We start from the raw sequence: 12,448 nt of genomic DNA, 5'->3' as shown, positions 1-12,448 counted from the left end.
GCAGGATCCCGACAATCTGTTCTTCGGTGAAACGTGATTTGCGCATCGTCTGTTCTCCTCGTCATTTTGAACGTTACGAGAACAAACTCTCATTTTGAATGGCCCGGTTTTTTGGGGGCAGGTCAGCCGTGCGCTATAAAAGGGGCAAGGCGAAGGCCATCGCGCATGTGGCGAACGGGCTTTTGCAGAAGGCGAGGGCCGGCGACACCACCTCGACCATCTTCTATCTCAAGACACAAGCCGGCTGGTGGGAGACCGTAGGCCTCGATCATGCTGGACAGCTCGACACCGGCGACGGACGGGACGCGCTCGCGAAGCTGCTCGACACCATCGCGGAGCGGCAGACGAGGATCGGCGTTCCGGAAGGCCGCGATGCCCAGCCTGCATTGCCCGAACCGGAGGAGACGCGCTGATGGCCTCGCGCGGCCGCAAACCGGTTCCGCGGGGAGGCACGCTGGCGCACACGCGGATGGAGGCACTGCCGCGCTGCCCGGCGCATCTCAGCGAGGTGGCCCACAAGGAATGGCGCCGGCTCGCCACTCCGATGCACGAGGCGGGCATCCTGACGTTGGCAGACCGCGCGGCGCTGGCGGCCTATTGCCAGGCCTGGGCCCGCTGGGTCGAGGCCGAGGAGAAACTGGCGGCGACACCCGCCCTTCTCAAGACACCGAACGGCCATGTCCAGCAGTCGCCCTGGCTCACGGTGGCCAACAAGCAGATGGAATTGATGTCCCGCTACATGTCCGAGCTCGGGCTCACCCCGGTCGCCCGCACGCGGTTGGCCAATGCGGGCGATCAGCTTCCTGCCGAGAAGCCGACCATCATCCAGATCGTCAGCGCGTGGCCGGACGGGACCATGCGCGACCAGCAGGGCGAGATCGTCGAGCACGAGCCCGAGGAACATGTCATACAGCTGGACGACCGCATCTGATTGCCTCTCCGACTACACTTCCGGCCCCTTCCGAGCGATGTACAGACCTGCGCAACCAAGGTCAGGCAGGTTTGTACATGATCAGGGACACCGACCCATCTCTCCGCCTGGTCGCCTATGAGCGGGTCTCAACGGCCCGGCAGGGCAGATCGGGGCTGGGGCTCGACGCGCAGCGCAAGGCGATCGATGCGTTCGCCGCGTCCCGGGGCGCAGACGTGCTCGCCCGGTTCACCGAGGTGGAGAGCGGGCGCAAATCCGATCGGCCGGAACTGGTGCGGGCCCTTGATCTGGCGCGGCTGACCGGGGCCACGCTGGTGATCGCCAAGCTCGACCGGCTGTCGCGCAATGCGGCCTTCCTGCTCACCCTCCGCGAAAGCGGCGTGCGGTTCCTGGCCGTCGACATGCCCGAGGCCAACGACCTGACGGTGGGGATCATGGCGCTGGTGGCCCAGCAGGAGCGCGAGGCGATCTCGCGGCGCACCAAGGAGGCGCTGGCGGCCGCGAAGGCGCGCGGCGTGAAGCTGGGCAATCCCAACGGGGCGGCGGCGCTGAGGCGGGCCGGGAAGGGCGGCGCGCCGCTCCGCGCGGCGGTGGCGCGCAATGCCGACCGTCACGCCCGGGACCTGGCCGACGTGGTCGCCGAAATCACCAGCGCGGGCCACACGACCCTGCGCGCCATTGCCGCCGAGCTCAACGCCCGCGGCATGCGCACCCGTCGCGGTGGACGGTGGCACGTCTCGACGGTCAGGAACCTGCTGGCGCGGTTGGGGTGAGATGAGGCGGGGCGGCGGTACCAACTCCGTTCAGCGCGCCTGGTGGGGCTTGATCCACGAACGCAACACAGCACATCGCCCACCAGGCATCACTGAAATCAACAATGTGCCAAGTTAGGGGTGCATTGTGTCAAATCGATGAAAAGTCCTGGAATTTTTGATGTGGCAAGTATGTTCGAGGTTCGGCGATGCCGCTCTACATCGGATATTGCCAACTTCAAGCGCGCGCACCTGCTGTTCCGACGACGCGAGCGGGCGATGCTTCGGTTCCGGCGCATGCGAAATTTTGCAGAAGTTCGCCGCTGTTCACGCCCCCGTCACCAACCATTTCAACCGGGAGCGCAGCCTCTCCAGCCGGGACATTTTCAAGTAGCACCGCGCTGCCGCTCTCGCCGAGTGGCGTCAACTCGGCGCAGCATAAGGACAGTTATGCTGTCCTTGTGGAGAGCAGTTCGAATCGTCTGACAGCATCACCTACCTGAAGCCATTTCTCGGACTTGTCCTCTAACCTATAGGACGTTCGAGTTCTCGACTCTGTGGGGAGAAATCTGGTTTAAACCCTTAAGAGGAACTCTCGGTAAGTGAGACGGGTCTGCTGTGCTTGCTATCCATAGAGAGTTGATCGGATGGGAAAGGACGGAATTGGACAGGGTTCTGGTCACCGGAGGCGCGGGATATATCGGCGCCCATGCCTGCAAGGCGCTGGCGCGCGCGGGGTTCCTGCCCGTCACCTTCGACGATCTGTCCACCGGCTGGCGCGAAGCCGTGCGCTTCGGCCCGCTGGTCGAGGCCGGCCTCATGGACCGCGCGGCGCTCGACGCGGCCTTCGCCGAACACCGGCCGGTGGCGGTGATGCATTTCGCGGCGCTTAGCCTGGTGGGCCAGTCGATGCGCGCGCCGGGGCAGTACTGGCGCGTCAACGTGACCGGGGCGCTCAACCTGATCGAGGCGGCGCTGGCCGCCGGCTGCCGGCGCTTCGTCTTCTCGTCGACCTGCGCCACCTATGGCGACCAGGACGGGGTGATCCTGGACGAGGACACGCCGCAGTACCCGATCAACGCCTATGGCGGCTCGAAACGCGCGATCGAGGACATGCTGCGCGATTTCGGCGCCAGCGACGGGCTGGAATCGGTGATCTTTCGCTATTTCAACGTCGCCGGGGCCGACCCGGAGGCCGAGATCGGCGAACAGCACCGGCCCGAGACCCATCTCATCCCGCTGGTGCTCGACGCCATCGCGGGACGGCGCGGGGCGCTGACGGTCTTCGGTCGCGACTATGACACGCCCGACGGCACCTGCATCCGCGACTATGTCCATGTCAGCGATCTGGCCCGGGCGCATCTGGCGGGGCTGACCCGGCTCCTGGCGGGGCAGGGGGGCGGGGTCTATTGCCTGGGCACCGGCCGCGGCTTCTCGGTGCGCGAGGTGATCGCGGCGGCCGAGAAGGTGACCGGCGCGCCGGTGCCGCTGGAGGAGGGGCCGCGGCGTCCGGGCGACGCGGCGCGCCTGGTCTCGGGTTCGGCGCGGGCGCGGGCGGAGCTGGGCTGGACGCCCGAGCGATCGGACATGGAGACGATGATCGCTGATGCCGCGGCCTGGCTGAACGGCCCCGGCTACGCTCACTGATCCCGGGCCGCCGCCAGCGCGGCGATCCCCGCTGCCCCGACGGCGCGCGCGGAATCCGGGTCCGCAACCGCCGGGGCCTTCCATTCGAGTTCAGGCACGGCGCTTCCCGTCGATCAGCGCACGGGCTTCGCGCACCACTTGGTCATGCGGCGTGACCGGGCGGGTGTTGTTTGACACTTAGACCTGGCATCGGCGGGAAAAGGTGGGATTTGGTGAGAAAGCGTGAGAAGGAAAGCGAAAACAGGGCGGTAGAGCTAGAGAGCGCGTGCGGGCGCCGAGGTGGCGTTGACACTTGAACTTGGCATCGAGGCGCGAGTCTGACACTTGAAGCTGGAATCCGGGACGAAGGGGCCGAAGCGTTTTAAAGGCGCATTAGAACGGCTGTAGAGGACCGGAAAGGCCGTTTTAACAGGCGCTTAAAGCAGATGCGGCGAGAGGCGGGCGGACTGAAAAGGACGCTCGCGGGTGCCAAGAATGCGGCACTGCGGAAAATGATTGAACCGTTAAACCAGTTTTAGGGCGCGATGGTCGAAAAAACTATCAGTACAGAGGTTTACGGCAAATCCGGCCGAGGTCCGCCGCGGAACTGATTTCGGGTCGGATTCGAGCCGCTGAGGCGCGCTTGCAAGCCGCCCAAAATGTCGCCACGATGGGGCACCCAAAACCGGAAGGATCGGACACGCCATGCCGTCGCTGAAGCTGCTTGCCTGGATCGCTTATGGACTGGCCGCCTTGTGCGCCCTCGCCGGCCTTGGAACCGAAGACATTCTATTCGTCGTGCCCGCGGTCGCGGCGGCAATCAGCGGTGTCCTCTTCACGGCGCTTGAGAAGATCATCGAGGCGCTGCATGCGATCCGCGATGCGCTTCAACCAGGTATCGCGGCGCCGAGCGAAGACACCAACGGTCAGGTCGACCGTGCGCCGACGAAGAGTCTTGAGGAACTCAAAGGGGATATCGATCGCCTGAAGGCTAAAGCCTCCGCCGGGTGATCGCGAAGGCCGGGAGGCGACCTAGTGTTCGCCACCTGACAAAAGGTTCCCAGGCTGCCTCTGGGGCGCCCTCGGTCGCTATGCGCTCAGATCGCTTCGATCCACTGCGCGATGGTCAGCAAATGGTTCAGATAGGTCCGACCGTAGAGTGCCAGCACATTCCCGAGATAGGTCCAGACCAACCAGAAAAAGCAGTAGAGCGCCGTGAACGGCAAGAGCAGCGCCACCCCGGCTGCGCAGGGGGCAAGGACCGAGGCAATCCCCGGGTCCCGGGCTTGGCGGATCAGTTTGGCGAAGGGCTGGCGTAGAAATGGCAGAGCCATCCGCTCCAGGCTAATGAGGGTCAGGACAAGGTGGAACAGGGTCGGTACCAGCGTCGAGAAGACCATAAAATAGGCCCATGCGATCGTGGTTGACCACCCCTGGCTGATTTGTCCGAGAATGCCGCCGATATCGGCGATTTGCCCGCTAGACAGTCGATTGAGCAGGGCGGTCGTAACGACCAATGCCGCGCCAAGGGCGAAGAACAGGGCGCCGGCGATAAACAGGTCCAAAAGGCCCAGAAGGAACGCGGGCCAGCGTTTCATCCGCAGCCCAAGGCGCACCAGCGCAACAGTCACCGCGTAGGACAACAGGTCGAACAGTGCGTTCAGAATAGGAAAGACCCCGAAGAACAGGAAAACGGCGGTCTTAAACGGCGGCACATCCGCCCAGGGCAGGGTGTAGGCTGCCATCGCCAGGACCGCCACGAGCAAACAGGTCAGTGCGCGATGGGCCAGTGCCGGATACCCGCGGAGATACATCCACCCGAGTGCGGCTATGACTGCGACAGTGACTAAGACCGTGACTGCGGCTGCAGCTGCGCTTGGGACTGAGACTTCGGCTGCGGCTATGACTGCGGTTGCGGCTGCGACTGTTACTGCGGCTGCGCCTGCGACTGTGACTGCGGCTGCGCCTGCGGCTGTGATTGCGGCTGTGACTGCGATTGCGGTTGCGCCTGCGGCTAGGACTGTGATTGCGACTCCGCCTGCGGCTGTGACTGCGGCTGTGACTGCGGCTGGCACAATTTCCAACCATGCCAAACCAAACGTCACAGCAAGAGCGGCAAAAAGCAGAATATCAGTGCGGGTCACACCCTTCGCGCGCCGATATTCTGGCCGAAGCCAATAAACGATCGCGACGAAAAACATGGCAATTATGCCAAGTGTCGCGATATGCGACAAGCTATAGCGCGGAATCGCCTTTAGCACTGGCACGGCGCCCAACCCGGTTTCCTTCCCGGTCACTGCCCAGGGCAGGACCAACGCCAAGATCGGGTATAAGACGGCGATGAGCAGCGCCAGGTCATACAGTCGCCAGGTCAGCGCCGCCCAAAGCGTGCGCAAGAACCCGGTACCCGACGGCGCCGGGTCGCAAAGACGGGTCCAGATGCGGGCCAGGCGCGGGGCGACGACCTGCCAATAGGCATTGCCGTATCCATCCCCTTCGATCCAGTCCACAAGGGCCGCGTGCTGCCGCTCGTTCTGCGCCACAGCCAGCATCAGGATTGCACCGATTGCAAAGATCGATAAGCCCAGCTTCACCGGCAGCGGCCCTTGGGTCGTCCAGGCAACAAGCGACCCGACCACACCCAGGACGAGCGTGACCGTGATGTTCAGATCCATCGATGTCTTGCCCGATCCCTCTGACACGCCTGCTTTCTTATCCGTCCGACATTCCCCCAAGTAGTGTGCGACTTGACGGTAAGTTCGCCCAATCACGCAACCGGCGCAAAGCACCGTCTTATGTCCATGCTCCGCTGTTCACGCTGAAGCGCGCACGATCGGCAGGATTGGGCTGACAACCGCCCACTGCACCTGCATCATCCGCAGACTATCCGGCCGGCAAGTAAGGGCTCCTAGCCGTCAGCTGACTGTTTCGCTCAAGGATGCTGGACCAATGCCCGATACCCTGCTTCCATCGGGTACCCTATGTCAGGTGGCGAACACTAGACAAGCTGGAAGACGTGATCAATTCTGCCCTTCTGGCGGGCCGTCTTGAGGTTGTTCACTTATCTGTCTCTGCAATCGTCATGAACTGCACGGTGCATCTGGTAAAGTTGACCACCACCATGAAGACATTGAAAAGCCAAAAGAAAACAACAAAATGCATAATCGAAAAGGCCGCAAAATCAGATGGATCGACTATCATCATTGCGTATGAGTAGCCAACCACGATAACCGACCAGACGATGGTGAACTTCAGCAACCTTAGCACCATAGAGAATGTTTTCGTGGCGGCAATCTTCTCTAGGAATCGGTTACCCTTCGTGACAATGAATACGTAGAAGGTAGCTAAGAACCCGGTAAAGATCGACGCGAGATCAAATACCCCCGCATAGATGGCGTTGGAATTGAACATCTGATCTCCCGACAGATAAAGCACAAGGAAAGACGTGGCTGCTGCGAGGATGCAGGCCTTTAAAATAGGGGCGAGAGACAGGAACGTTCCTGTGATAACTGATATGTTTCTGGAAGCTATGGCGGTCATCCGTACAACCTCTCTATGATAGGTAGATAGTCGTCGAACGCCCTCCTGAGAAGGTCGCGGCGGGCCTCATAGTTCGCATCGACATCAAGATTCTGTATCCCCGGCAAGTCCTGAACGACCTTAATTTGCTCGGAAAAAACGTCAATTGGTGATTCCTCCTCGCTGATTTTAACTGCAAATTTTTCCACGTGGTCACGGTTCCCGGTGGCCCAACGAATAGCTCTATTGAGCGATCCTCTGACCAGTGCCCTATCGTTGTTCCCCCGCGGAAAGCCAACAGATACCTCCACGCTCAAGCCGCCAAAGTTGTTTGCCATCCTAGTAAGATTCTCTTCAATTTGGCGCTCATCCGCCTCAACTGCGTCCATATTCCCTGGGCTGGCGACCCGGAAGGTCACCCGCCTTGGAGTCCCATTCCGAAGCCGATCAAGTGCGTCCTCTGTTACGACTGGAGTAAGGTAAAAGCCTTTGTGCGGTCGCAACACAGTCTTGACCAATCCATCCATGCGCATGGGCGTTACCCCGTTCTGCCTGCTCTCCAACAGGAGTGCGCGGGTCCGAGGGTGGTATCGAAACGCGCACCGATGTCCTAAAGGCCTGTCCATTCCTTCAAGTGGCTGCCCCTGCTCTGCGATGGGCGGTATGTTTTCCGTCTGCTGTCGAACGAGTTCGCCATCGACAAAGCCCCGTCTGGCCGCGTCATGGTTAGATTCATAGCGCTCCAAACGAACTCGGATGCCGCCGTGAATCGTTTGGTATCTGACGCGATCGGGGTGATCCCAAAGTTGCTCTAAGCAGTGGTAAAGAGGATCGTCATTCCCGTTGACGTTCTCCACCTGATAAAATCGCGCCTTGATCTTACTGTCCATTTCGTCCTCCCCTGAACACTAGGGCAGCCTTTCAACCTTTGCTTGATTCCTCAATGCGTGTGCTGAGAGGGCATACCACAGGCTGGCTACCTCAACTCGTGACCGGACCAGACCACTTCTCCCAGCACATTCAGGCGGTTCATGTCGCGGCCCTTGCGGCGCTCGGTCGGATAGGCCGCGTTGTCGGACTGGAGGAGCAGCTCGCCGCCGGCGCGCAGGAGGCGCTTGACGCGGGCCTCGCCATCCTCGGTGAAGGCGTAGATTCGGTCATCGCGGATATCGTCGCGGCGGGAGCGGTCGACGAGGACCAGGTCGCCGTCCTGGAGCGTGGGCGCCATGCTGTCGCCACGCACCTTGAGAAGGCAGGCCTTGTCGGCGGTCACGCCCATCTGGCGGAGCCAATCGCGTCGGAAGGCCAGGAGCTCCATCGCAACGCCGTCGCCATTTGCGCGGCCTGCGCCAGCGGCGAGCTCGGCCTCGAAGCGCGGGATCGTGGCGAAGTGGTCTTCGTCGCGCGCGGCCTGCGCCGGCGGCGTGGCGAGACGTGCGGTCTGGACGATCCGACGAACCGCGGCCGGCTCGCCGTGCTCGTCCATGACCTGTTGCACCGCTGATCGCCGCGCCGGCCCGATGTGAAGCTCAAGGCCGAGCGCGTCACATATGGCATTCACATTGCGGAAGGTCGGATCCTTGCCCCTGCGAATGTTCTGGATGAGAGCTGTGCCCGTGCTGCTCGCACGGCCAGCGCGCGCAGCGACCTCGGCCTGAGTAAGCCCAAGATCACTCCGCCTGTTCTCGATGATCCGGAGCAACTCATCCAGTTCCATAGTGCATTTATGCATTGATTCGGACTTTCGGGGTAGAGGGGGAAATTCCTACCTCGAAAGTGTACAAAGGCATTGTCGCGGAGGTGGAGTTGTGGAATAGTGTATTTATGCACTCCCATGATCTCATATCGCTCGTTCAGAAATATGCGCCGGCAGTGCGCCGGAGCGAAGCGACCGTGAGCAACTGGATTGTCGGAAACGCACGCCTCTTTCAGCGGCTGCGGGACGGTCACGGGACCACGATCCGAACCTACAACAAGGTCCTGCAATGGTTCTCGGATCACTGGCCCGAGGATCTCGACTGGCCGTCCGACATTCCCCGCCCCCGAAAATCCAAGAAGAAGGAGCAGTTCCAATGAAGGACCTTTCGAGCAGTGAGTCAGGCACGGAAGAAACGAGCGCCGACGGCAGCCAGCGGATGCTGGTCGCGATCGTCATGGCGACGGCGGCATTCTGGAGCGTGATCGCGGCCATCGCGATCCGGTGGGCGATATGAGGGCGCTTCGGGCCGTTCGCGCCTGGGTGGACCGCGTCGAGGACAGCCTGGCGGGCGATTGTCTCGGCGGGGCCTGCCTGATGGTCTTTTTCTGGCTTCTGACCGTCGTCGCGGGGGTGCTGCAATGAGCGCGTTCGACGTGAAGCGTGCCGGCCACCACCGTTATTCGGTCTACCGCAAGGCCGATGGCGCAAGGGTCTCCGGCGAGTACAGCCAATTCAGCCTGGCCGACGCCGCGCGGCTCCGGATCGAGCGCGAGTCAACCCGCCGCGCCAAGTCGCGGGCGCGGGACTGCATGACCTGCGGCACGACGTTCATGAGCGAGGGCGCCCATAACCGCATGTGCGACCCCTGCCGGACGCGCGCCGGCCGTCTGGATGCGCAGATCATGGCCCCCGCGGCCTGGCCGGAGTGGTGAGCCCATGCACCACGCATCGCTTTCCACCAGCCCCCGCCTGCAGCGCGCCCTGCATGTGCTGCAGGAGGCGCAGGGCTGGCTATCCACCCGCACGCTGATCCGCCGCGCCCATATCTGCGCGGTCAATTCGGTGATCGCCGAGTTGCGCGAGAACGGCGCGGAGATCGAGTGCGAGCAGCGCGTGGGCCCGGACGGCACGCATCGCTGGTGCTACCGCCTGACGAAGAGCCCGGAGGTCCCTAATGGCTGACTTCCGGAAGGTACCGACGCATCTTGTCGAGATGCCGGGCGACCGGCTGCGCGGCGTCGATGAAAACCATGCCAAGGCAATCGCGCTCGATGTCGAAAAACATGGCCTGATCAACCCCATAACCGTGCGCGGCCCGTTTGGGGCGAAAGGTGGGACATATTCCCTGCTCGCCGGCGCGCACCGGCTGCGCGCCGTGCAGATGCTTGGCCTCGAAGAGGTCGAGACGATGGTGGTCCATGTCAATGGCGGCTGGTCGAGCCTGCTGATCGAGATCGGCGAGAACCTTTTCCGCAACGACTTGTCGAAGCTCGACCGGGCGATGTTCGTCTCCAAGTACCGCGAAGCCTGGGAGGCGAAGTACGGCAAAGTCGGTCGCGGACGTAATTCCGCAAACATTGCGGAATTTCTCGATCAGGCCGGACTCGTCAGTTTCTCGGACCATGTCGCCACGCGAATGGGGCTCTCCAAGCGCTCGATCGAGGCGGCGCAGGAGATCGCGCAGAAACTGCATCCCGAGCTTCGGCGCGCACTGTCGGGCACGCCGGAGGCCGACAATCAGGCCGTTCTGCAGAGGTTCTGCAAGGCCTCCAGCGATGCGCAATGCGATGCGGCACGACGAATTCGCAGCGGCGCCAAGGCCAAGGACGAGCTTCGGAATGTCGGCGTTGTCCCCGACCAGAACGGATCGGCCGCTTTGGAGCGGCTCACCGCGGCGTGGGGCCGTCTGAGCAAGAAGGACCGCCGGGAATTCGTGCGCGACCATCGCGCCGAGCTGGCGGCGTTCATCGCCGAGGCGGGTGCCGATGAGTGAGTGGTTGAGCCTGGCCGAACTGCTCGATCTCGGGCATCCGTCCCTGCCGGGTTCGGATCGGGGCCTGCGCAAGCTCGCCGCCGAGAAGTGGCGGGCCGACCCCGGCCGCTACCGCGTCGAGGCCGGCGGCGTTCACTACCATGTCAGCCTGCTGCCCGGCGACGTGCGGGCCGCGTTGGCCGTCAAATCCGCGGAGGAGGCCACCGACAAGACGGCCGCGAACCCCGTTTGGGCGGGGTTCGAGCGGCTCTCGAAGCGGGCTCAGGCGGAGGCGCGCGAACGCCTCGGCGCGGTTGAGCAGATCGTGGCCCTGGAGCGGACCTCCACCCAGGCGGTGGCGATCGAGCGGGTCTCGCGGATCGTGGGCAAGTCGCCCTCCACGCTGCGCAATTGGCGTGCCCTGGTGCGCGGCGTGCCACGGCCGGACTGGCTGGCGGTGCTGGCCCCGCGCCGGGCGGGCCGCAGTGCGGTGGCGGCCTGCGATTCGCGCGCCTGGGATTTCCTGGTGGCCGATTATCTGCGGCCCGAGCAACCGGCCTTCACGGCCTGCTTTGCGCGGCTTTGCGAGGCCGCGGCCGAACACGGCTGGGCGCCGATCCCGGCCGAGCGGACGCTCAGGCGCCGGATAGAGCGCGAGATCCCGCGTGCCGCCCGCAAGCTGGCGCGGTCGGGCCGCGAGACGGCGGCGCGCATCTACCCCCATCAGACCCGCGACCGGTCGCATTTCGCGCCGCTGCAGGCCATCAACGCCGACGGGCACACATTCGACGTCTTCGTGCGCGAACCGGGCCGCGAGAAGCCTTTCCGCCCGGTGATGGTCGCGATCCAGGACCTCTATTCCGGCATGATCGTGGGCTGGCGCCTGGGACAGTCGGAATGCTGGCCGCTCGTGCGCCTGGCTTTCCTGGACATGATGAAGACCCACGGCATCCCTGAGGAAGCCTGGCTCGACAACGGGCGCGCGTTTGCCTCGAAGTGGATGACCGGCGGGCAGGTCAACCGCTTCCGCTTCAAGGTGAAGCCCGGCGAGCCCGAGGGGCTCCTGACCGATGTCGGCGTGCGCGTCCACTGGACCACGCCCTATCACGGCCAGGCCAAACCGATCGAGCGCGCCTTCCGCGATCTTTGCGAGACGATCGCCAAGCATCCCGCCTGCGCCGGCGCCTACACGGGCAACAGCCCGATGGCCAAGCCCGAGAATTACGGCAGCCGCGCAATCCCTTTTGCCGAGTTCGAGGCGCTGGTGGCCGCGGAGATCACCCGGCACAACGCGCGACCCGGCCGGCGCGCCGCCAACTGTGCCGGACGGTCCTTCGCCGAGACCTACGCGCAGGCCGCGAAGGACGCGATCATCGCGCGCGCCTCCGAGAGCCAGCTCCGGCTCTTCGCGCTGGCCTCCGACCTGGTGAGCGCGCATCGCGAGAATGGCGAGGTCCGCCTGGCCGGGAACCGGTACTGGGCGCCGCAGCTCGTGGAGCATGCCGGGCGCCGGCTGATCCTGCGCTTCGATCCGCAGGCGCTTCATGACGGTGTCGCGGCCTATGCCGTGGACGGGCGGTTCATCTGCGAGGCCGAGCTGCTTGAGGCCGGGCGTTTCGACGACATGGAGGCCGCGCGGACGCATGCCAAGGCGCGGCGTGCCTACGGGCGCGCGATCGAGGAGGTGCTCGCGGTCGAGCGGCGGCTCGATATCTCGGACGTAGCAGAAATGCTGCCCAAGGGCACGCCGGAGGCGCCGCGTGCGCAGCCCGCTGCGGTGCGGCTCGTGGCCGGCGGCGGTACCGCGCAGGCCACCGCCGCCTGGCAGGGCAACGAGGCGTTCAGCCGGGCAATCGACATGATGGATCGTGGCGTGTTGCGCATGCCCGACCGTGAGGATCGGGGCGACGAGGGGCCCTGATGGAGCTGCGGCCCGAGGCGCGTGAGGG

General features: G+C 63.9%; 16 protein-coding genes and 1 pseudogene. 13 read left to right on the top strand and 4 right to left on the bottom strand.

The window, feature by feature from the left end; genetic code table 11:
- The first annotated feature begins 128 nt into the window (after window positions 1-128).
- From DDZ14_RS16320 to DDZ14_RS16295, 6 genes and pseudogenes are all read left to right on the top strand, one after another.
- Window positions 129-413: a hypothetical protein gene (locus DDZ14_RS16320; RefSeq protein WP_109426048.1), complete on the top strand. Its 285-nt coding sequence runs from the start codon at window positions 129-131 to the stop codon at window positions 411-413.
- A complete protein-coding gene (locus tag DDZ14_RS16315; protein ID WP_233252619.1) occupies window positions 413-931 on the top strand; it encodes a phage terminase small subunit P27 family in 519 nt (172 codons plus the stop codon). The genes DDZ14_RS16320 and DDZ14_RS16315 overlap by 1 nt, the downstream gene beginning before the upstream one ends.
- A 77-nt stretch (window positions 932-1,008) precedes the next feature.
- The gene (locus tag DDZ14_RS16310; protein WP_109426047.1) at window positions 1,009-1,704 is read left to right on the top strand and encodes a recombinase family protein; all 696 of its coding nucleotides are present in this window, start codon (window positions 1,009-1,011) and stop codon (window positions 1,702-1,704) included.
- Between the two features lie 219 nt (window positions 1,705-1,923).
- Window positions 1,924-2,077, top strand: a pseudogene (locus DDZ14_RS20020) (IS6 family transposase); the annotation flags it as partial.
- Window positions 2,078-2,346: 269 nt separating this feature from the next.
- On the top strand, window positions 2,347-3,330 hold the full coding sequence (gene galE / locus DDZ14_RS16300; RefSeq protein ID WP_109426046.1) for a UDP-glucose 4-epimerase GalE: 984 nt from the start codon (window positions 2,347-2,349) through the stop codon (window positions 3,328-3,330).
- Between the two features lie 684 nt (window positions 3,331-4,014).
- The gene (locus tag DDZ14_RS16295) at window positions 4,015-4,320 is read left to right on the top strand and encodes a hypothetical protein (RefSeq protein WP_109426045.1); all 306 of its coding nucleotides are present in this window, start codon (window positions 4,015-4,017) and stop codon (window positions 4,318-4,320) included.
- Between the two features lie 86 nt (window positions 4,321-4,406).
- Here the strand turns inward: DDZ14_RS16295 and DDZ14_RS16290 are convergent, their stop codons facing one another.
- The 4 genes from DDZ14_RS16290 to DDZ14_RS16275 form a co-directional block, all read right to left on the bottom strand.
- The gene (locus DDZ14_RS16290; protein WP_109426044.1) at window positions 4,407-5,984 is read right to left on the bottom strand and encodes a hypothetical protein; all 1,578 of its coding nucleotides are present in this window, start codon (window positions 5,982-5,984) and stop codon (window positions 4,407-4,409) included.
- Window positions 5,985-6,366: 382 nt separating this feature from the next.
- Window positions 6,367-6,849 carry a hypothetical protein gene (locus DDZ14_RS16285; protein ID WP_109426043.1) on the bottom strand — a complete coding sequence of 161 codons (483 nt, stop codon included), beginning with the start codon at window positions 6,847-6,849 and terminating at the stop codon, window positions 6,367-6,369.
- A complete protein-coding gene (locus tag DDZ14_RS16280; protein ID WP_109426042.1) occupies window positions 6,846-7,718 on the bottom strand; it encodes a hypothetical protein in 873 nt (290 codons plus the stop codon). The genes DDZ14_RS16285 and DDZ14_RS16280 overlap by 4 nt, the downstream gene beginning before the upstream one ends.
- 86 nt (window positions 7,719-7,804) lie before the next feature.
- Window positions 7,805-8,545, bottom strand: a complete 741-nt coding sequence (locus DDZ14_RS16275) for a S24 family peptidase (RefSeq protein ID WP_158275548.1) — start codon at window positions 8,543-8,545, stop codon at window positions 7,805-7,807.
- Between the two features lie 176 nt (window positions 8,546-8,721).
- Between DDZ14_RS16275 and DDZ14_RS19470 the strand changes: the two genes are divergently transcribed.
- From DDZ14_RS19470 to DDZ14_RS16250, 7 genes are read left to right on the top strand one after another with little or no spacing between them, the layout of a single operon-like run.
- Window positions 8,722-8,904, top strand: coding sequence for a hypothetical protein (locus DDZ14_RS19470; RefSeq protein WP_146193168.1), 183 nt, complete (start codon window positions 8,722-8,724; stop codon window positions 8,902-8,904).
- Entirely contained in the window at window positions 8,901-9,041 is a 141-nt protein-coding gene (locus DDZ14_RS19760) for a hypothetical protein (RefSeq protein ID WP_158275547.1), read from the top strand. Before DDZ14_RS19470 ends, DDZ14_RS19760 begins: the two co-directional genes overlap by 4 nt.
- Window positions 9,038-9,169 carry a hypothetical protein gene (locus DDZ14_RS20160; RefSeq protein ID WP_255417511.1) on the top strand — a complete coding sequence of 44 codons (132 nt, stop codon included), beginning with the start codon at window positions 9,038-9,040 and terminating at the stop codon, window positions 9,167-9,169. Before DDZ14_RS19760 ends, DDZ14_RS20160 begins: the two co-directional genes overlap by 4 nt.
- Window positions 9,166-9,459 carry a hypothetical protein gene (locus tag DDZ14_RS16265; protein WP_109426039.1) on the top strand — a complete coding sequence of 98 codons (294 nt, stop codon included), beginning with the start codon at window positions 9,166-9,168 and terminating at the stop codon, window positions 9,457-9,459. The genes DDZ14_RS20160 and DDZ14_RS16265 overlap by 4 nt, the downstream gene beginning before the upstream one ends.
- 4 nt (window positions 9,460-9,463) lie before the next feature.
- Complete coding sequence (locus tag DDZ14_RS16260; protein WP_109426038.1) at window positions 9,464-9,709, top strand: hypothetical protein; 246 nt, start codon at window positions 9,464-9,466, stop codon at window positions 9,707-9,709.
- A complete protein-coding gene (locus tag DDZ14_RS16255) occupies window positions 9,702-10,520 on the top strand; it encodes a ParB/RepB/Spo0J family partition protein (protein WP_109426037.1) in 819 nt (272 codons plus the stop codon). Before DDZ14_RS16260 ends, DDZ14_RS16255 begins: the two co-directional genes overlap by 8 nt.
- Window positions 10,513-12,420 (top strand): transposase domain-containing protein, encoded by a 1,908-nt coding sequence (locus DDZ14_RS16250; RefSeq protein WP_109426036.1) that lies wholly within the window; start codon window positions 10,513-10,515, stop codon window positions 12,418-12,420. Before DDZ14_RS16255 ends, DDZ14_RS16250 begins: the two co-directional genes overlap by 8 nt.
- Window positions 12,421-12,448 lie beyond the last annotated feature (28 nt).

The organism is Maritimibacter sp. 55A14 (genome assembly GCF_003122205.1).
Taxonomy (GTDB): domain Bacteria; phylum Pseudomonadota; class Alphaproteobacteria; order Rhodobacterales; family Rhodobacteraceae; genus QEYE01.
This window is presented reverse-complemented; position numbering and strand designations above follow the sequence as displayed.